Here is an 18,870-nt window from a genome sequence, read left to right on the forward strand (position 1 = left end):
AAACGTTACCGGGAAAGGCTCAGTGGCAACGAAGCACGACCAAGGACCACAGGGGGGCATCCCGGACCGCAGGTGCGCGAACTCGGCGCACAGCACGTGGGACGTGAAGCCCCCATCACCTGGTTGGCGGCGTACGACGGGGAATGCAACGGGTGAGCCTCGACGAACAGGTGAACATGGTCCAGTTCGATCTCCAACGCAACGACCGGCCAGTCGTGTTCGGCGCACTCGGCGCGGACCTGCTCGTCGCAGCGGTCCCGGACGGCGCCGGTCAGGACGGGGCAGGGGGCGTACTGCGGGCACCACGCGACGTGATAGCCAAGGTCGTAGGCGCCACCCACGCCGACCGTCACCTGACGGGACATTCATCTGGCTATACCAGCGTTGCTGGTCCAACCGGTACGGGTCCGTACCGGATTCCCCGGACGCCTGAAGGCGTCAGTCCCCTCCGGAGGTCTTTGATGGGGCCGGGGGGCAGGTCGTCAAGGAGGATGGCGATCGCATCACAGTGCTGTTCGACGACGTGGGCTACCGCACCCTGTCGGTCGGCGCGGTCCGGGAGCGCCACCTGCTCGATCGGGCGTGAAAGACCTGCGCCGCAGGGCATTCCCCCACTGACGGGCCCGCACCTACAGGTATGTCGGTGATGACGGCAACTGTCCGGTCCATCCTGAGATGTCCGATGATGTCATTTCCTGACATCATCGCTTGCCGTGCGCTGGATTCAAACATGGTCACGCGCCAGGCAGAGCAGGGAGGACCATGACCGCGCAAGCGGATCTTCAGATGAACACCGCCCTGGTCACAGGGGCGTCGTCAGGTATCGGCGCGGCCTTCGCGCAGGCGTATGCGGCCCGGGGCGCCACCCTCGTCCTGGTGGCGCCCGCGGAGTCCAAGCTGCAGGAGGTCGCGGAGCGGCTCGGCACCCGCTACGGGGTTGACGTGCACGCCGTGCCCATCGACCTCGCCGAGGAGAACGGCCCCGACGAGCTCGCCAAGGCGGTCGCCGAAACCGGCTTGGAGATCGACATCCTCGTCAACAACGCCGGCTTCGGAACCCGGGGGCCGTACCACGAGCTGTCCGCCGACCGAGACCACCGCGAGGTGATGCTGAACGTCGTTGCGGTGGAGCGGGTCGCGCACCTGTTCCTGCCGGCGATGGTCGCCCGGGGCTCCGGCACCATCATCAACGTGTCGTCGACCTCGGGCTTCCAGGCCGTCCCCTACATGGCGGTCTACGGAGCCTCCAAGGCCTTCGTCCTGTCGTTCTCCATCGGCCTGTGGGCCGAATGCCGGCCTCGCGGGGTGCGCGTGCTCGCCCTGTGCCCGGGGCCGACCGACACGAACTTCTTCGAGGCGCTGGGCTCGCAGATGTCCGCCGGCGGCCGGTTGCGGACCACCGATGAGGTGGTGGTGGCGGCCTTCCGCGCTCTCGACCGGGGTCAGGCCTACGTCATCGACGGCCGGTTGAACTTCCTGACCTCCAACGCCTCCCGGCTGCTGCCTCGCGGCCTGGTCGCGCGGATCACCGAGCGGGTGTTGCGGTCCGGGTCGCTGGCCGCGCTGCCGGGCGCAGTACCCAGGAGCCGCCGCGCCGCCTGATCGGGCTACTCCGACCGGCCGCTGAGTGCGGTCCGATCGGACCACCCCGGCCGCCGGCCGCCGTGAGGGTTCGTGCCGCGACGCGCTCATCCGGCGGCCGATCGACCCATCCCCCGACCGGGCGACCCCGCAGTGGCCCGGTCGGGGGGCGTCGGTTGTGTCGGCGTCGGCGGGGTCAGCGCGAGCGGGCCGCTCCCACCGGGGTGGCCACCGGCGCGGCCGGGCGGGCCTGCGCCAGGCCGCTGATCTCGGCGACCAGCTCGTAGGAGCGGATCCGGTCCGCCGGCCGGTGGGCATTCGTGGTGATCATGATCTCGTCGGCGTCGGTCACGTCGAGCAGGGCGTCGAGCCCGGCGCGGACGGTCGACGGGGAGCCGACGATGTGCGACGCCGTCGCGTTCTCGGCCGCAGCCCGTTCCTGCGGGGTCCAGGAGTGCGCGGCGGCCTCCTCGGGGGAGGGGAAGACGCCGGGACGGCCGCCGCGGATCCGCAGCATGGCCAGCCGGACGGGGGCGGCGAGCCATTCGGCGCGCTCGTCGTCCTCGGCGCAGACCACGGCAGCGGCCACGATCGCGTACGGACGCTCCCGGCCGGGCGAGGGGCGAAACGAGCGGCGGTACAGCTCGAGCGCCGGCACCGTGTTGGCCGGGCTGAAGTGATGCGCGAAGGCGAACGGCAGGCCGAGCACCCCGGCCACCTGGGCGCTGTAGCCGCTGGACCCCAGCAGCCAGATCGGCGGTACCTGAGCCTGCGGGAACGCGTGGACGCCGCGCATCGCGTGGTCGGCGGCGAACTCGCCGCCGGAGAGGAAGGTGGTCAGCTCGGAGAGCTGCTCGGGGAAATCGTCGACGGCGAGCAGCCCGGCGGTGCGCCGCAACGCCCGGGCGGTGGCGGGATCCGTGCCGGGGGCCCGGCCGATCCCGAGGTCGATTCGGCCGGGGAACAGGGTACCGAGGGTGCCGAACTGCTCGGCGACGGCCAGCGGCGCGTGGTTGGGCAGCATCACGCCGCCGGAACCCACCCGGATCGTGCTGGTGGCCGCGGCGACCTGGCCGATGAGAATGGACGTCGCCGAACTGGCGATGCCAGGCATGCCGTGATGCTCCGCCAGCCAGTATCGGGTGAATCCGAGCCGTTCGGCGTGCCGGGCGAGGTCAAGCGATCCGCGGACCGCATCGGCGGGTGTCGTTCCGGTGCCGACCGGCACGAGGTCCAGCACGGACAGGGGGACGCTTCGGGTCGGGTTCACGCGAGGTTCCAACGATGTGACGGGGCCGCCGTCTTCCCCGCCCGCCACCGCGCCGCCCGCGCCGGTCGCGGTCATGGTCAGCCGCCGACCGTCTCCATGTAGTCCTCGGCGACCTCGTCGAGGGCATCGCTGGGATGGCCGAGCGCCATGCGCACCCGACGGCGCCCGACGAGCAGAAGGTCGAGCAGGAAGTCCGGCACCGGAGCCCGCTCGCAGCGGTGGTAGCCCATCGTGAACCAGGTGTGGGCGTCCTCGAGCAGGCCGGCCTCCTCCAGGCTCTCGGCGACGGCCTCGTAGACGCCCGGATCGCCCGACTTCGCCGCTTTCAACTCCGCCCGCAGCGAGCCGGCCTGCTCGGTCTGCCCGCTGCGCAGCAGTCCATCGTGCAACCAGGCGCGGGGGTCGATGGGGCAGGCGCCGCCGTCGGCCACGGCGGCGCGATAGCAGCGGGTCGCCTCGTTCCAGTCCTCGGCGAGCCCGTACTGGCTGCCCGCGTCGACGAGCAGGGAGGCCCGGGTGACCGTCTTGCTGTGAGCGGCGGGCCGCTCGGCCAGCGTCTCCAGGGTGGCCGCCGCCCCACGGTGATCGCCGTTGCCCGCTGCCTTGAAAACGATCTCATCCACGTCGTCGTCGGAAAGCATGCCGGTCATTGTCCCCGTCGGGGATCGTTTCCCGACGGGTGGGCGCCGGTGGCGTGGCCGCGCCGGTCGCGGACGGTGCGGACGGCGCGGACGGGGAGTGGCGAAGACGATCCGGAACCGGACGGGTCGGCCGGCTCGGATCGGGGAAGGAGGTGATCGATCGCTGCCACGGGCCGCGAGCGGTCGGCGCAGGACGGGCGGTTCGGCGGATGGGGTGTGGGTGGACGCGAAGGCGAGGGTGGCCGCCGGGGCGGGGGTGGCCTTCGTCCTCGGAGGGGGTGGCATCCTCGGCGCGAGAGAGGTCGGCATGCTCGCCGCCCTGTTCGACGCCGGCATCCTGCCCGACCTGGTGGTCGGCACCTCCGTCGGTGCGATCAACGGCGCCGCGGTGGCGGCCGAACCTGCGCCCGCCACAATCGACCGGCTGACCGAGCTGTGGTCGCAGCTCGGCATCTCCGACGTGTTCGCGGGGGGCCCGGCGCGGCGGCTGGCCACCGTCGTCCAGCACGGCCACCTGCACTCCAACGCCCCGCTGCGCGCGCTGCTGCGCACGCACCTGCCAGCCGAGCCGATCGAGGACCTGCCGGTGCGGTTCCAGTGCGTCGCGGCGAGCATCGAACGCGCCGCCGCGCACTGGTTCGACCGCGGGCCGCTCGTCGAGGCGGTGCTCGCCTCCTGCGCGGTCCCGGCGCTGCTGCCCCCGGTGCGCATCGGCGAGGAACACTTCATCGACGGCGGGATCGTCGACAGCAACCCGGTCGGGCGGGCGGTGGAGCTCGGTGCCCACACCGTCTACGTCCTGCACGTCGGCCGGATCGAACGGCCGCTGCGGCCGCCGCGCTGGCCGTGGGAGGCCGGTCTGGTCGCCTTCGAGATCGCCCGCCGGCGTGGCTTCACCGAGGCGATGGCCCGGCTGCCCAGCGGCGTCGCCGTCCACGTGCTGCCGGTCGGGGAACGCGGCGCCCCGCTGGTGCCGCTGCGCTACCGCTCCACCTCGGGTCTGAACCGGCGCATCCAGCAGGCCCGACAGGCCACCGCGGCGTACCTCGACCTCACCGCCGGCGGCCGGGCCAGGTCGCTCGATGTCTCCTGAGCTGGAGGGTTGACGCCTTGGGCGTTCCACCGTGGGCGATCCGCCGGTTCCTGCTCGACCCGCTGTTCGTGCCGCCGGCGGCGGCGCTGGCCCTGATCGGGGTGGCCGTCGCCGCGCTCGGCCTGCTGGCCGTGCCGGTCGACCGCCGGCTGCGGCTGTCACGGGCGGCCCTGCTCGCCGCGGCCTACCTGACCGCCGAGGTGGTGCTGATCGTCGCCGCGTTCGGATTGTGGCTGGCCCGGCCGGCCCTGCGCCGGCGGTGGGAGGCGGCGCACGTGTGGCTGGTGCGCCGGGCGCTGGATCGGCTGGTCGCCGCCGCCCGGCTGCTGGTCGGGCTGCGCCTGGAGATCACCGAGACGCCCGCGGGCACGGCGGACGCCGGGGGGCGGCCCGTGCTCGTGCTCAGCCGGCATGCCGGCCCGGGGGACTCGTTCGTGCTCATCCACCTGCTGCTCAGCCGCTACCACCGGATCCCGCGGGTGGTGCTGATCGACCGACTCCAGCTCGACCCGGCGATCGACATCCTGCTCGGCCGGCTCGGCGCCTGCTTCCTGCGTAACGACGGGTCGGACGACCACGCCGCGGCCCAGATCGGCGAGCTCGCGCGTGGCCTGGGCACCGGCGAGGCATTGGTGATCTTCCCGGAGGGGGCGAACTTCACCCCGCCGCGCCGGCTGCGGCTGATCGCCCGGCTGCGGGCCTGCGGACAGTGGGACCGGGCCGCCGTCGCCGAGGACCTCGACGCAGTCCTGCCGCCGCGGCCGGCCGGGGTGCTCGCCGCGCTCGCCACCGGCCGGATCGCCGCCACTGTGATCGTCGCGCATGCCGGCCTCGACGAGCTCAGCGCCCCGGGCGAGGTCTGGCGGGCGCTGCCGTTCACGACGCCGCTGCTGCTGCGCTGGTGGTGGGTGCCCGCAACCGAGATCCCCGGCTCCGAATCGGACCGGCGGCAGTGGCTCACCATGCACTGGGCGGTGGTGAACGCCTGGATCGGTGCCCAGCGCGCCCTCGGCACGAGCCGGCCACCGGCGGGCGGCCCGGCGTCGCCGGCCGACCGGTCGATCCCATGGTCTGGATGACCACTGTCAACGGGGCCGTAGTGAGAATGGCGTTGCGAACGGGCGTTCGTCTGTGCTTGAGTGCGGCCCCGGACCGGTTCGAGGGGGCGGCCCCCGGTCCGGGGCTCCCAGACCAGCAGCTCATGCCGCACCAGCCGCCGCCATGGACGACGGTCAGCTCCGCCATCCGTTTCCGGCCGTTCTTCTCCCCGGGCGAGAGCCGCGTGGCCAGCTTCCGCACGGCCGCGGCGAAGGCTGCGGCGGCTGGGGGAACTACAGGTCTATCCCGAGCACGGTGCGCACGGCGATTTGCCCGCCATGGTCGTCAGCGACGTGCCGCATCCCGGTCTTCTCTGCTACGCGTCGCGATGCCGTGTTTTTGGGGTGGAGTATCGCCACGAGCTGTTTCGCGCCGAGCTGGTCGCGGGCAAAGTCTCTGCAGGCTGCTGCCGCCTCGCTGGCCAGTTCCTGGTCCCACAGACGGGGCAGGACGTGGTAGCCGACCTCGAGCATCAGGGCGCCGTTGACCTTCTGCCAGGTGAGCCCGCAGTCCCCGACGAAGGTCCCGTTGTGGGTCTCGACGATCCACAGCCCGTGCCCGAACCGGGCGTAGTTGTCCTGGTTCCAGGCGATCCACGCGGCTGCCTGCTCACGCGTCTTCGGGGCCGGGTAGTAGGTCATGACCTGTTCGTCTCCGAGCAGGCCGGCCATTGCATCAAGATCTTCCGGAGCCATCTGACGGAACCGCAGCCGGGACGTTGGAGAGGGAACCACGCCCGCGACGCTACTGCGCCCCGAGCCTTGTTCGGCAGGTTCATGCAGGCGCCTGGTGACCATGGAGGGGCCAACTTTTGGGAACCGGAAGGGGCGCAGGCCTGCCGGCAGTACCGCGCGCCCCGCCGCCCGGGCAGATCTCCGGGCGACTTCCCTAGGAGTAACGGCCAGTTAGGACCGGCGGGCCATCTTGATGGTCTTCTCCAGCTGGTCGCGGTCCACCTCGGCGACCCGGCCGTTCGTCGGCATGGTCGGGATGTGGCCGCCGCCGAGCACGAGGTCGGTGGTGTGGCGCAGGCCCATGTCCTTCTGCTCGACGTCGAGGATGGCCTCCTCGACCCGGTAGAGCTTCTCGATCTGCGACACCTTCGCCTCGACCTGGGCGGCGACGATGCGCAGCCGGTGTTCAGCCTTGGCCAGGCGCCGTTCCAGCCGGCGGTCGACGATGTTCGGCATCGGCTCGTCGCGCTCCGTCGGGTCGTGCAGGTACAGCTCGACCGCCACGGCGACAAGCGGGATCAGCGCCTGGAACAGGATCACCGCGCCACCGGTGCTCTCGCCGGCCGTGCCCTGGGTGCGCACGAGGACCCCGGCGATGGACAGCAGCAGGAAGATCGTCGTGGTCAGGGTCAGCGCAAGCGGAGACGACTTCGACTCGACGAGCTGCTCGCGGACATCGATATCGATCTTGAAGCGGGCGGCGTCGGCGTCGGCGAGCATCTGCTTCTGGGCGCGGGCGAGAATGGACGCCTTGATCCCGTGCGCGAGCGCCACCCCGGCGATGAACACGGCGACGCCGAGCAGGCCGCCGAGCCACCATTCCGGGCCGTAGCCGCCGATGTCGGCGAGCACCGCGTAGGACTGCGCGAACACGTAGAAGTCCAGCGCCGCGAGCAGCGTCAGGACGACTGTGCGGGCCGGCCCCGCCAACGCCATCTGCGGGATGCGCTCCTGCACCCCGACGCTGCGCCACAACCGGCCCTGCTCGACCTTGTTCTTGATCAGCTTGGTCCGCCGTTCGCGGCGTTCGGCCCGAGAGTCGATCTCCATCCGGAGCTCGGCGATCAGCTCCTCAAGGGTCCGGTCATCAGCTCGGACGGAGGCCCGGACCTCCTGGACCTCCGCCTCCTCCAGGCTCTTGAGGACCTTGGGGCGGGTTTCCGCGCCCGCCAGCGCGATGTCGGCGTCTCCCACCCGGCGGATGAGCTGCTTGGCCAGACGACCTGGCTGGTTTCCCCTGCGCAGCACCGTTTCAGGCTCCTACTTTTCCGGTGTCAGTCCCGATGGGCGGTTAGTGGATCGGGGGATGGGCGGCTAGTCGATGGGGCGGGCGAAGGTCCCGCCGACGAAGCAGAGCATGGCGCAGACGATGCCGAGTACCGAGGCGACCATGGCCTCACGCGCACCCTGCTGCTCGTCGCCGGAGAAGATCATGGTCAGTACAAGGGTGCCGACGCCGACGACGGCGCCGACGGTGCCGAGCATGAAGCGGCGGGCGATCGTCTCCCGCGGCGGCAGGGTCGACAGCGCGTCGATCGGGGCGATCCGGCCGGCTCGGGCCCGGTTGCCCACCCGGCGCCGGATGTCGCGCAGCCGGAAGGTGTTGCCGGTGATGAAGAAGCTGAGCGCCGTCACGATCATCGATCCGGTGACGGAGACCTTGGCGAACGAGGACGACAGGGTCAAGCAGACCCAGATCTCCAGTACCGCGAGCATGACCAAGCAGCCGGTGATCACAACCGTCGAGCGCATCAGGGCGGGGCTGAAGTGCTGGTCCTCGGGCTCGTATAGAACGCCCATCGGTCGTTTCCTCAGCTTGGGTTCCACCGGCGCCATCGTGGCCAGCAGCGGTTCGGATGGATCGGGGTGGCGCGTGCCGCGGCGGTTGCGGACGGGGGGTTCCGGGAGCTCGGGCGCTGCCGCGGCCGGCGCGGCTGCCGCGGTGGGAAGGGCTGCCGCGGCGGGATCGGTCAGCGTGGTCAGTGTGCCGCCTTCGAAGGGATCGGGCCGGGATGGGCGCGGGCGCCGGTGCCCGAGACCCGCGCGGGAACTGCCCCGCCGTGATCCGTGCCCGGGCGACGGGACGCTCGCCCGGCCATAGCGGCCGCCGACGGGCGACGACGGCCGGAAAGGCGGGCGGCGTGGGGCGGAGCTAGCTGCAGTCACTGCTGATCCGTCGGCACAGTTCGCCCTTGAGGTAACGGGCGAGATCCTGCTGCGGCCGATCCGTCGCGCCCTCGTTGACGCCGAGGAACCGGACCTTGTCGTTTCCGACCGCGGTGATCTGCTGGGTTTCGAAGCACCGTTTCACCAGTGCCTCGGCGATGGACGCGGACGCCTTCTTGCCGTCGACGTTGAGACAGTCGGTGTCCTGACCGGTGCCGAGCAGGTCGCTCCAGACGAGGACGGTCACGTCGGTGACCAACACGCCGGGCGTGGAACGGACGGTGTTGAGCTCGTCGTTGATGCCGGCGAGCAGGCCCGTGGCGCTGCCCTTCGCGCTGACCCGCTCGGTCTGGACGACGTGGTCGATCTCCGTTCCGAGCGCCTTGGCGGCGGCGACCCGGTCCTTCTCCTCGCGGCGGTTGTTGTTCCTTTTGATCTGGAACATTCGGTCGCCGTGGAAGCAGTCCGAGTACGTCATGGCCGTGCCACCGCTGGCGACCAGCCGAATGTAGGAGCCGTCCTTCAGCGCTGTGTCGAGGTAGGGCTGCACCCGGGTCGCGACGCGCTGCGCGGCCGCGGCCGAGTTGTCGGTCACGTCGAGCAGCACCAGCAGCAGCGGGGCGCCGGCCTTGGGCGTGGACTCCTGGTACTTGGAGCAGTCGGGTGGGCCGTCCGCCTTGGACGCGCCGACCAGGCCGCCGGCGTTGCAGGCCGCGAGCATCGGCGTCGCCAGCATGGCTGCGGCCACCAGCCCGGCCAGCCGGCCGCGTAGGCGGCGGCCTCGGCCCCGTACTCGGCCCCGGGGCGCAGGTTCGCCCGTCCCGGCCGCGCCCGGGGTCGCCGGTGGACAGGCGGAAACGTCGCATGTCATCGAAGCACGATCTCCACTCGGCGTCGGCTCGCGTCGGCGGCGTCATCCTGCGCGCCTTGTTCGTCCCGGCCCTCGACATCCAGCACGGAGCTGGGGATGTTCTGCGTCGCCAGCCACGCCTCGACGGACTTCGCCCGCGCCAGCGACAGCTTCTGGTTGTCCTCGGTCTGGCCCAGCCCGTCGCTGTAGCCGATCACCGAGATGGGGCCGGGATGCTCGCGGATCGCGGGCAGGACCTGCCGCAATGCGGTCATCGCCTCCCCCCGTAGCTCGCTGCTGTTCGAGTCGAACAGGTAGTCGGCGCTGACTGTTGTCACCCGACTACCGTCCGGTTGGGTGATGAACTTGCTCAGCGGCGGTAGCGGATCCGCTTCGACGGTGGGTGCGACCCGTGTTGCAGGCGGAGCCGGGGTGAACGAGGCGGTGTCGCCGCTGGAGGAGCACCCGGCCGCGAGGCCGAGCAGCGCCACGGCGAGCGCCACACTCGTGCACGCGCGAACCCCCGGATTGCCGCGCCTGAACGTGGCATCTCCGGGTGTGGAGTGAGCGTGATACACGGTCTGCCCCCAACGGCGAATGCGGGGCCCACCATAACGGGGGGGATCGGGGTACCTCCCCGCACCCTCGGGCGTTGTGTGCACAGTGGGACAACCTGGCGTCGCGTTGAGCGGAATGTTCCTCACTCGCCGCATGCATGCATGCCGGCCGGCGTTCGTGTTCGGGGCTCCGGCAGTTCGCCGAGGGGAGATGTTCAGACAGCAGACGACCCCGGGGTCGCCCGGGTGCGCTGTCGCTACGAGATCGTCGCTACGAGATCAGTGGCGAGTATCGGTGGTGGTCGAGGAGGCGTTCCGGATCTTCATGATGTTGCCTCCTCTTCGTCGGTTTCCGGTCCGATATTCGTGCCATTTCCGGCTTATTCGGTGACGCCTGATCGGGGCCTGCCCGGCCTCGGTGCCTTAACACCTGCCGGGTTACGAAAGCTGGCGGGCCGTCGGCCGGCTCGTGACGAAGATGGAGGTGGAGGGCACGTACCTGCCGCGTACCGGCCCCCACTGCCCCCAGGTCCGCTCCTCGCCCGCAGGCCATTCCGGCTCGATGATGTCGTGCAGGATCAACCCGGCCGCGACGATTTCGCGGACCCGGTCGCCGATCGTGCGATGCGTCTCGGTGTAGATCGCCTGCCCGGAGTCGTCGTGCTCGGTGTAGGCGCGCCGGTCGAAGTAACTGTGGAACACCCGTAGCCCGTTTTCGTCCGGATCGTCTGGCAGGCACCACACGAACGGATGGGTCGTCGAGAACACCCAGCGTCCGCCGGGCCGCAGCACCCGGGCGATCTCCCGCATCACCGCCCCGCTGTCGGCCACGAACGGGACCGCGCCGAACGCGGAACAGGCCACGTCGACGCTCTCGTCCGCGAATGGGAGCGCGACCGCGTCGGCCTGCACCAGCGCCACCTCGATGCCGGTGCGGGCCGCGTAGGCGCGGGCCTGGGCAAGCTGGCCGCCGGACAGGTCGAAGCCGACCACCCGGGCGCCGTGGCGCCGCAGCCACCGCGCGCACTGGGCACCGCCGCAGCCGACCTCCAGGACTGTGCGACCGGCAACGTCCCCGAGCAGGCGGAGCTCGGACTCGCGCAACCCCTCGGGGCTCCAGCAGAAGTCGCTGTCACCGAGGAAGGTGCCGTGTTCGGCCTGGTAATCCGCGGCCGCGTCGTCCCAGTAGGTGCGGCTGGCCCGCCGCGCGGTGTCGGGGTCTATATCGAGGTATCCGTAGGCGGGTGGCTGCTGATCATCGGCAATGCCGTCGACCGCGTCCACACTGTTGATCATATTTGCGCTGTCGATTGCGCCGCCGGTCGCGGCGGCGTCGTCTGGACTACCCATGGTCGTTCATGCTGGCATCCGCGCGTGCGGTGGCGCCCGGCGGGGCGTCGAGCATCCGCCGCTGGTACGAGAACCAGGGGGACCGGTCAGTCTCCGCTGTGGCTGACCGCCGCGCCGATCACGGCCCGGTCCTCGGCGATCGTGATCGGCGTGTAGACGACCGTGCCGATCGGCTGCGGGTCGACGAGGCGTCCGCGGCGGCTCTCCCCGACCAGCCGGGCCCGGCCCTCCAGCGAGCCCGCGCCGACCTCGTGGTCGGCCGGTCCGAACGGGCCGGTGCCGACCAGCCCGGCCTGCGCGGGGGCCTCCGTCGCGTAGATCCGGACGACGGCCCCGGGCATGGTCGTCCACCGCAGCACGGTCCCGCCGAGGGTGGCGCGCGCCTCCAGGTCCAGCACCGGCCGCGGCCGGGCGACGACCCGGACCATCACCTCCGCGGCTCCGGAGGGGGCCAGCGCGTCCGAGCCGTCCGACCCGGCCGTCCACACCTGGTAGCGGTAGACCGCGCCCGGTGCCGTGTCCTCGTCGAGGAAGTAGCCGCCGGTGCCGCGGAACCGGCGCTTCGCCCCCGACAGCGGCGAGGTTTCGGCGAACGTCCGCTCGATCATCACCTCGTCGCGCTCCGGCATGGGCCGCCAGGACAGCGCGACCGCGTCGCCGAACATGCCGGCTCGCAGCGCGGTGACCGGCGGCAACAGGGTGCGGGGCGGCGTGCGGACCGGTGTCGAGTGCAGCCGGCCCGAGGGGTCCGTGACCATCGCGACCACCTCGTGCCAGTGCGGGACGCCCCGGGGCGTCCCGGGATCGAACAGCTCGGTGCCGGTGGTGATGCCCAGGCTGCGTTCGCGGCGGCCGTTCGGGGCGGCCGGATCCTCGAGCACCCGTGACACCTGGTAGGACGCGCCCGGGGTGACCGACGGCGCCCAACGCAGCAGCACCGCGCCGTCCTGCTCCACCGCGGTGAGCTCCGCCGGCGCCGCCGGGCGATCCGCCGGCGTCGGCTCGACCGGCCGCGCCGGCGCCTCCGCATCGCCGGTGCCCTGCGCGACGGGGGGCGGCGTTCGGAAGCCGGCGGCATCGAGTGCGTCCGGTGCCTCGGGGAACTGTGTCGGTGGCCGGTCGGGGGGCGGCTGGCGGCTGGTCCGGCCGGCCAGCCGGGTCGCCTCGTCGCAGTCGTCGATACCGCCGACCGGTGCGCCCGCGCCGGTGGGACTCCAGCTGCGGGACGGGGCGGGATCAGCCGGGGCGGAATTCCGTCGGGGCCGCCGGCATCGAGCCGGCGAACCGGCCTGGCGCGTCGGCGTCCCCGCCGGGGGGCTTGGGGTACCGCAGGTGCCAGGACAGGGCGTCCACGCGGCCCATCCCGGGCTGTGGCCGGGAGTGGGCGGCCTGCTCGAGCAGCGCCCGGGCCCGGGGCGGGCCCAGGCGCCGAGCGGGGTCCTTCGCCAGCAGGCCGTCGAGCACCGGGGCAAGGGCGCCGGCCCGCGCTGTCGGGGCCGGCGGGTACAGCAGGATGGCGGCCAGCATCGCGCCGAAGCTGTCCCGCTCGAACGGCGGGTGACCCTCGACGGCGAAGTACAGGGTGCCCCCCAGGCTGAACAGGTCCGCCTCGAAGGTCGCCGGTCGGTTGTCGAGCCGTTCCGGGGCCATGTAGAGGGGCGTTCCCAGCACGCCGGTGACCGTGAGGGTCGGATCGCCTTCACCGGTGGCGATGCCGAAGTCGGTGAGCACGACCCGGCCGTCCGTCCCGATCAGCACGTTGGACGGTTTCACATCGCGGTGGACGATGCCGTGGTCGCGGGCGGCGACGAGCGCGTCAAGCATCGCGACCCCGATCCGGGCGACCTCGGCGACGGGCAGCGGGCCATCGTCCCGCACGACCTCGAACAGGGAGCGGGATGGCACGAGCTCCATCACGATCCAGGGCAGGCCGTGCTCGAGGACGACGTCGAGGATCGTGACGACGTGCGGGTGGCCGCGAAGTTTGGCGGCGTGCCGCGCCTCGCGCGCTCTACCCGGTCCGCCCGCTCGGCGCCCGCGACGCCACCGGCGAACTCGATTTCCTTGAGCGCGGCCTCGGTTTCCAGGACGGAATCGAAGGCGCGCCAGACGGTGCCCATCGCACCCGCACCCAGACGCGCGACGAGTCGATATCGGCCCGCCACCACGCGGTCGCCTTCCGGAACGGCAGCCACGACACCCCCTTGGCTTCGTCCATTGTCGCAGGCCAGCATCCCAGGTGAACCGAAATATCAGGACGGGCGCCGGGTCGCAGCCCAGCACCGGCCGCAACGCCCGCGTTGATCTGCGTCTTTGTCGCGGCGTCATGGCATGGGCCACCCGCGATGCCGGCAGCGGCGGTACCGCGCCCCCGGCCACCCGTCGGCGTCAGGGCGCCGGGTGCAACAGGGGCCGTCCGGCATCGTCGACGCTCTGCACCGACGCCTGCGGGCCGCCGGCCGAACCCTCGGCCGGCGGGTCCGAGGGCACCTCCGGGCGCGGGCCGAAGGTGGCCGGCAGGGCCGGCAGCATGGCGAACGCGCAGGCCGCGGCGACGATCAGGGCGACCACCACGGACAGCAGCACCCGGCCGGGTTCGTCGACGTCGAGGGCCCGGGCTAGCAGCACCCCGCCACCGGAACCGGCGAAGGCGGCCAGGCCGGTGACCACGACACCGATCGCGCGATTGCTCAGGAACAGCATCTGGGCGCAGATCGCGCCGGTGACCGTGGCGGCCGCGGGGCCGAGGACCGCGTGGCCGGCCCGGGCGGTTCCTGCCAGCCAGACCCCAAGCGCACCGATGAGCCCGCCGGCGGCGAGCAGCGCGAGCAGCACCCCGGTCAACCCTGCCACCGGTCGGACCGCCGCTGGCGCGGCCGGTGGGGCGAGACGTTCGTCGCCGGCCGGGTCGTTCCCGACGGATGGCGAAGGCGGGTCGGTGGCCGGGGGCGGGGTCGGCGGCGGCCCGGGCCGCGCCAACCGCGTCTCGTCATGATCTTCATGGTCACGGTCACGGTCACGGTCGGGCAGGGAGAGCCGGCGGGTGAGCAACCCGACGAGCTCGCCGGCCGAGGGACGCAGCGCGGGATCCTTCGCCAGGCAGCGGGAGACCGGCTCGAGCAACCGGTCGGGGGTGCCGGCCAGCTCTGGTTCGGCCGCTCCGATCCGCAGCGCGACGATCTCCTGGGACTCACCGCGGAACGGCCGCCGCCCGGTCGCGGCGAACACCACGCAGCAGGCCCACGCGAAGACGTCGGAGGCTGGGGTTGCCATCTGCCCGTCGAGCTGCTCGGGGGACATCCACGCGATCGTCCCGACCAGCTCGCCGTCCTGGGTGTAGCCGGTGTACTCGGCCGAGCGGGCGACACCGAAGTCGATGACCTTCGGTCCGGTCCAGGACATGACGATGTTTGCCGGCTTCAGGTCGCGGTGCACGACCGCGGCGCCGTGGATGGCCTCCAGCGCGGCGGCGAGACCGATTGTGAGGTTGTCGAGATGCCGGTCGACGAGCGGCCCGTGCTCCAGCACGGCGGCGTGCAGCGTCGGGCCCGGCACGTACTCCGTCGCGAGCCAGGGGCGTGGGCCCTCCACCTCGGCGTTGATCACCTGGGCGATGGTGCTCGCCCGAACGTGCCGCGCGGCCGAAACCTCCGCGCGGAACCGCGCCCGGAACTCCGGATCGCTGGCATACGCCTCGTGCGGCACCTTCACCGCGACCGGCAGTTCCTCGTCCGCGAACCCGAGGTAGACGATACCCATGCCCCCGGCGCCGATGCGGTTGTGCAGGCGGTACGGCCCCACCAGCCTGGGGTCGGTAGCGGTCAGTGGTCTTAGCACGGTGTGTCCTCTAGCCCCAGTCTCCGGCGGCCCCGCCTTCGGGCTCCATGCGTTTACGGGTCCCGGTCACGTCAGGTTGCCCCGCAGCTCGGTACCCGCTGGAATTGTCGAAGGTAGTATTCCGCGGCTGCCGGATGCAGCGGTATATAGCAGAAAATCGGCCCTTCGTAAATGGACAGGGCGTCGGGGATGCGCCGGTGCGCGGGGTTGGCGCCCCAGAGCGCCCCCTCGTAGTCGCCCTGATCCCGGTACAGCTCGGCGGTCGCCCGGCGGACCAGCGCCGGGTCGGTGTCGGCGCGGGCGATCAGGCCGTTGGGAATCGTGACGGTCCGGATCGGGCGGATTCCCGCGTAGTCCGCGGGGCCCAGGCCGCCGGCGCCGAACACCTCGCCGGCGTAGAAGTGCGCCCGGTTGCCGTAGAACGTGTTCCAGTCCTTCGTGATCGGGGCCCGGTACTCGGATAGGTCGAGCAGGCGCAGCCGGGCTCCGGCGGCGATGGCGGTCCTGATCTGCCGGGTGCCCGCGCCGCCGGCCCAGACGACCGCGTCCACCGTGCCCGCGGACAGCCGCCGCAGCGCTTCGTCGATGGAGGAGTCGTCGAGGTCGGGGTGGCAGTGGGGCAGGCCGACCCGTAGCAGGACGTCGCCGATCTGGCGGACACCCGAGCCCGGCTGGCCGGCCGCGATCGTCCGGTCGTACAGTTCGGCCAGCCTGTCGACCTGCCGGTCGTCCGAGCCGAGCGGGCGGTCCCGGACGATCACGTGCAGCAGATCCTGGTGCACCGGCCCGAGGGTGCGCAGGCCCACCACCTGGTGGCCGCCGCGCGCCGGGTCGAACTGGTTCACCCCTTCGGTGGCGTCCACGGTGGTGTTGAGCTGGGCGATTGCCAATCCGCAGCGGGGCGGCTCGGGAGATTCCAGGTCGTAGATGTTTTCCGTGGAGCCGGCCGTCTCCACCACGTTCACGTCGAAGTGTTCCGGCGCCGCCTCGAGCCGGGTACGGAGCACCCGGGCAAACTGGTTGTACGGGGAACCGACGCTGCCGGTGAAGATCTGTACGGATGCGCATGCCGACCGCCCGGCAGGCGGCCAGCCGCCCGCGGCCGAGGAACCCCCGGTTGTCGCGGCGAGGGAAGCGGCGACTGCCACGGCGAGCACGACGACGCCGACCACGGCGGCGCGTTGGCGTCGGGTCAGCCTTTCCGGCCGGCGGCCCGCCGGTTGGTCCGTCGACACCGCGCGTCCTCCGCTCTGGACTGTTGACCTGCGACGACCTGTTGACCTGCGAACCGGGGTCGCGGAATGCGGAAAATCGTAGAGGAATCGTCGTGGCAGGTTCCCGGCCGGGCGGCGCGAATGTCCCTCCTGCGGCCAGCTTCTCGCCAAACCCTTCCAGGCGACGATTCTTCCCGGCGGCTCGGCTTGTCCGCTGGGCGACATCGGCGCGGGCGACGCCCGCGGTGGATCACCGCGCGGGCAACCACAGGTCGACCCCGCCGACGTGCCGCGGCGGGTGGCCGACGAGGCTGCCCAGCAGCGCGCGCAGCTCGGCGGGTCGCCGCGCCGGCCCCAGCACGACGGCGTCCGGGGACAACCGCCTGTATGCGTCGTGGACCTGGGATGATCCGAGGGCGGCGGTCGCCGTCGTCGTGCCGTTGTCGAGGTCGATGAGGGCAGCGGTCAGGGCATCGCCGGGGCCGTGGAACGAGGCCCGACCGGTCGGGCCCGGCACGGTGCAGTAGCAGCCAGGCATGACGAAGCGGAAGTGCGCCTCGGCCTGCCACAGCATCGCCTCCGCCTGCTGGGGATGCGGGTAGGGGACGACGAGGGCGGTAGCGTTCGCCGGGATCTGCCGCACCCCGTCGCCGGTGAAGAAGGCGGGGGTGTGGGCCGGCGTGGTGAGCAGCGGGGCGGGGACGAGCGCGGCCAGCGCGCCGGCGGTCACCAGGGCGGCGCCCGATCGGGCGAGCCAGCCGCGCCATCCGCCTGGCCCGCTGTGCGCGTCGCCGTGCCCGCCGAGGCTGGCCAGGTCCGGAAACGTGCCGTCCACCGGCAGGACATCCGCAGGGTCGGTGGCGCGCCGATGCTCATCGTGCCACCGGTCCAGGCCGACGGCGGTCACGGCGGCCGCGCACATCATCACGTACAGCGCGAACCGTGAGGGCAGGGCGTTGTGGAGCACCGGCACCTTTTCGAGGACCAGCCAGGGCAGCGGGATCCGCGTGGCGCGGCCGTCGACGTGCAGGTGGTCGCCTAGCGAGAGGACCGCCATCACCAGGCCGACGGGGGCGAGGACGCCGACGAGTGGGTGACGGCGCGCGCGGACCGTCGCGACCAGCGCCAGCAGGATCAGCGGAACCCCTAGGTAGCCGCCGACCTCGACGGCGTTGCCGGTAAAGCGCAGGCTGTGCCGCAGGGCGAGGTTCGGGGCGATTTCCTGCAGCGGCGTCGGCGTGACGAAGCTCCACAGGTCGGCCACGGCGATGCCGGCCGGCTGGATCGAGCCGTGGACCCGCTGGCCGCCGAGAAACTGCATGCCCAGCGGCCAGGCGAGTCCGACTGCGGCGACCAGTGCGGCTGTCGCCAGACCGCGCAGCGCCGGGCCCAGCCGCTCGCGGGCCGCCGCACGGTGGCGGGCGGCGAGAACCACGAGCCCGACGGCCGCCGTCAGCGCCGAGGTCGCGAGGATCTCCTCGCCGATGAGGGCCTGCGCGGCGACCGCGAATCCCAGCAGGATCCCCGTGCGCCGCGGGCTGCGGCCGCGGACGACCAGATCGTCGAGCAGCAGGAGCAGCAGCGGCGGGAACGGGGCGAACGCCAGGTGCAAGTGGCCGTAGGAGCTGCCGATCAGGTAGGGCCCGAAGCCGTAGAGCAGGCCGGCAAGGGCGGCGGGGCAGTTCCGGACCCAGCGGCGCAGCACCCAGAACAGGGCGAGGCCGCTGACCACGGGGGCGAGCGTGAGCAGCACCGTCAGCGTGGTCACGGGACCGCCGAGCAGGGTGATCGGCGCCATGAGCAGGCCGAATAGCACCACCGGGGTGCTCCAGAGGATGTTCGCGCCCGCGGGGGAGTTGATGTGGTGGGTCAGGAACGGGTCGAGGCCATTGCCGAACGCATGCGGTGTCCAGCCGAGGAACCACGAGAACAGGTAGGCGTCACCGCCGCCGTAGGTGATCTCCCCCAGATGTTGCCAACTCGCGCGGAAGATCCAGACGGACAGGGCCAGGTAGCTGAGCGCCACCGCGAGTGGAACCAGCCGGCGCCGCTGGTCGTGGACGGCCGCCGGCGTGGTGGGCGGCCGCTGCCCGACCGGCTTGACGATCGGAAATGCGCCCGCGACCCCGGTTTCCAGATTGCTGGTCTTTGGAGCCCCTCTTCGCGGGGTTCCGGTACTGCTGATCTCGGAGCTGGTCACGACGGTCCCCCCCTCGAGTGCCCCGCGGCCCGACGCGCTGCCCGCACTGGTCGGGATATGCGCGACGATGCCGACGATATCCGCCCCGGTTACTCCCATTGCAAACAAAACGTACCTGATCTGGTGCGCAGTGTGACCGGCGTTGGTAGGAGTGGTCCCGCGGGAGATACCCGTTCCCGCGGGGGACCCGACCGGTTGGCGACGCATCGGCCGCGGTTCTGCGTTATTTGCCCGGAATTACCCGGCTATTCGATCCATGCCCGTCGCCTTGGGTCCGGA

At 72.0% G+C, this 18,870-nt stretch carries 17 protein-coding genes and 1 pseudogene; 3 read left to right on the forward strand and 15 right to left on the reverse strand.

Annotated features, from left to right (window positions below):
* A pseudogene (gene tnpA / locus G6R25_RS11125) lies at window positions 1-365 on the reverse strand (IS200/IS605 family transposase); the annotation flags it as partial.
* 397 nt (window positions 366-762) lie between these two features.
* Here tnpA and G6R25_RS11130 point away from each other — a divergent pair.
* The gene (locus tag G6R25_RS11130; protein ID WP_163552917.1) at window positions 763-1,602 is read left to right on the forward strand and encodes an SDR family NAD(P)-dependent oxidoreductase; all 840 of its coding nucleotides are present in this window, start codon (window positions 763-765) and stop codon (window positions 1,600-1,602) included.
* Window positions 1,603-1,777: 175 nt separating this feature from the next.
* Here the strand turns inward: G6R25_RS11130 and G6R25_RS11135 are convergent, their stop codons facing one another.
* Window positions 1,778-2,926, reverse strand: a complete 1,149-nt coding sequence (locus tag G6R25_RS11135) for an LLM class flavin-dependent oxidoreductase (protein WP_419469338.1) — start codon at window positions 2,924-2,926, stop codon at window positions 1,778-1,780.
* A 2-nt stretch (window positions 2,927-2,928) separates the two neighbouring features.
* Complete coding sequence (locus G6R25_RS11140; protein ID WP_163552919.1) at window positions 2,929-3,492, reverse strand: hypothetical protein; 564 nt, start codon at window positions 3,490-3,492, stop codon at window positions 2,929-2,931.
* A 220-nt stretch (window positions 3,493-3,712) separates the two neighbouring features.
* Between G6R25_RS11140 and G6R25_RS11145 the strand changes: the two genes are divergently transcribed.
* On the forward strand, window positions 3,713-4,585 hold the full coding sequence (locus tag G6R25_RS11145) for a patatin-like phospholipase family protein (RefSeq protein ID WP_268904124.1): 873 nt from the start codon (window positions 3,713-3,715) through the stop codon (window positions 4,583-4,585).
* A 17-nt stretch (window positions 4,586-4,602) separates the two neighbouring features.
* Window positions 4,603-5,664: a 1-acyl-sn-glycerol-3-phosphate acyltransferase gene (locus G6R25_RS11150; RefSeq protein ID WP_163552920.1), complete on the forward strand. Its 1,062-nt coding sequence runs from the start codon at window positions 4,603-4,605 to the stop codon at window positions 5,662-5,664.
* A gap of 252 nt (window positions 5,665-5,916) precedes the next feature.
* On the opposite strand, the gene G6R25_RS11155 is transcribed toward G6R25_RS11150, so the two are convergent.
* The 12 genes from G6R25_RS11155 to G6R25_RS11200 form a co-directional block, all read right to left on the reverse strand.
* Window positions 5,917-6,417 (reverse strand): GNAT family N-acetyltransferase, encoded by a 501-nt coding sequence (locus tag G6R25_RS11155; RefSeq protein ID WP_163552930.1) that lies wholly within the window; start codon window positions 6,415-6,417, stop codon window positions 5,917-5,919.
* 171 nt (window positions 6,418-6,588) lie between these two features.
* Window positions 6,589-7,665 (reverse strand): hypothetical protein, encoded by a 1,077-nt coding sequence (locus tag G6R25_RS11160; RefSeq protein WP_163552921.1) that lies wholly within the window; start codon window positions 7,663-7,665, stop codon window positions 6,589-6,591.
* Window positions 7,666-7,731: 66 nt separating this feature from the next.
* The gene (locus G6R25_RS11165) at window positions 7,732-8,217 is read right to left on the reverse strand and encodes a hypothetical protein (RefSeq protein ID WP_163552922.1); all 486 of its coding nucleotides are present in this window, start codon (window positions 8,215-8,217) and stop codon (window positions 7,732-7,734) included.
* A gap of 352 nt (window positions 8,218-8,569) precedes the next feature.
* On the reverse strand, window positions 8,570-9,319 hold the full coding sequence (locus G6R25_RS11170; protein WP_163552923.1) for a hypothetical protein: 750 nt from the start codon (window positions 9,317-9,319) through the stop codon (window positions 8,570-8,572).
* Between the two features lie 131 nt (window positions 9,320-9,450).
* The gene (locus G6R25_RS11175) at window positions 9,451-9,936 is read right to left on the reverse strand and encodes an OmpA family protein (RefSeq protein WP_235948049.1); all 486 of its coding nucleotides are present in this window, start codon (window positions 9,934-9,936) and stop codon (window positions 9,451-9,453) included.
* Between the two features lie 492 nt (window positions 9,937-10,428).
* Complete coding sequence (locus G6R25_RS11180) at window positions 10,429-11,340, reverse strand: class I SAM-dependent methyltransferase (RefSeq protein WP_163552925.1); 912 nt, start codon at window positions 11,338-11,340, stop codon at window positions 10,429-10,431.
* 86 nt (window positions 11,341-11,426) lie between these two features.
* On the reverse strand, window positions 11,427-12,296 hold the full coding sequence (locus G6R25_RS30345) for a fibronectin type III domain-containing protein (RefSeq protein ID WP_419469339.1): 870 nt from the start codon (window positions 12,294-12,296) through the stop codon (window positions 11,427-11,429).
* A 280-nt stretch (window positions 12,297-12,576) separates the two neighbouring features.
* Entirely contained in the window at window positions 12,577-13,296 is a 720-nt protein-coding gene (locus tag G6R25_RS30350; RefSeq protein ID WP_419469340.1) for a serine/threonine-protein kinase, read from the reverse strand.
* Window positions 13,254-13,535 carry a hypothetical protein gene (locus G6R25_RS30355; protein ID WP_419469341.1) on the reverse strand — a complete coding sequence of 94 codons (282 nt, stop codon included), beginning with the start codon at window positions 13,533-13,535 and terminating at the stop codon, window positions 13,254-13,256. Before G6R25_RS30355 ends, G6R25_RS30350 begins: the two co-directional genes overlap by 43 nt.
* A gap of 193 nt (window positions 13,536-13,728) precedes the next feature.
* A complete protein-coding gene (locus G6R25_RS11190; protein WP_163552926.1) occupies window positions 13,729-15,177 on the reverse strand; it encodes a serine/threonine-protein kinase in 1,449 nt (482 codons plus the stop codon).
* Window positions 15,178-15,248: 71 nt separating this feature from the next.
* Window positions 15,249-16,412, reverse strand: a complete 1,164-nt coding sequence (locus G6R25_RS11195) for a TAXI family TRAP transporter solute-binding subunit (RefSeq protein WP_163552927.1) — start codon at window positions 16,410-16,412, stop codon at window positions 15,249-15,251.
* A 229-nt stretch (window positions 16,413-16,641) separates the two neighbouring features.
* Complete coding sequence (locus tag G6R25_RS11200) at window positions 16,642-18,690, reverse strand: hypothetical protein (RefSeq protein WP_163552928.1); 2,049 nt, start codon at window positions 18,688-18,690, stop codon at window positions 16,642-16,644.
* Window positions 18,691-18,870 lie beyond the last annotated feature (180 nt).

The sequence above is a fragment of the Candidatus Frankia alpina genome (genome assembly GCF_902806485.1).
In the GTDB taxonomy this organism is placed as follows: domain Bacteria; phylum Actinomycetota; class Actinomycetes; order Frankiales; family Frankiaceae; genus Frankia; species Frankia alpina.

Bases quoted from the DNA above. Each gene is read 5' to 3' on its own strand.
- G6R25_RS11165 (WP_163552922.1), bottom strand. From the start codon at position 8,217: ATGGGCGTTCTATACGAGCCCGAGGACCAGCACTTCAGCCCCGCCCTG.
- G6R25_RS11200 (WP_163552928.1), bottom strand. From the start codon at position 18,690: ATGGGAGTAACCGGGGCGGATATCGTCGGCATCGTCGCGCATATCCCG.
- G6R25_RS11140 (WP_163552919.1), bottom strand. From the start codon at position 3,492: ATGCTTTCCGACGACGACGTGGATGAGATCGTTTTCAAGGCAGCGGGC.
- G6R25_RS11130 (WP_163552917.1), top strand. From the start codon at position 763: ATGACCGCGCAAGCGGATCTTCAGATGAACACCGCCCTGGTCACAGGG.
- G6R25_RS11135 (WP_419469338.1), bottom strand. From the start codon at position 2,926: ATGACCGCGACCGGCGCGGGCGGCGCGGTGGCGGGCGGGGAAGACGGC.
- G6R25_RS11170 (WP_163552923.1), bottom strand. From the start codon at position 9,319: ATGCTGGCGACGCCGATGCTCGCGGCCTGCAACGCCGGCGGCCTGGTC.
- G6R25_RS11180 (WP_163552925.1), bottom strand. From the start codon at position 11,340: ATGGGTAGTCCAGACGACGCCGCCGCGACCGGCGGCGCAATCGACAGC.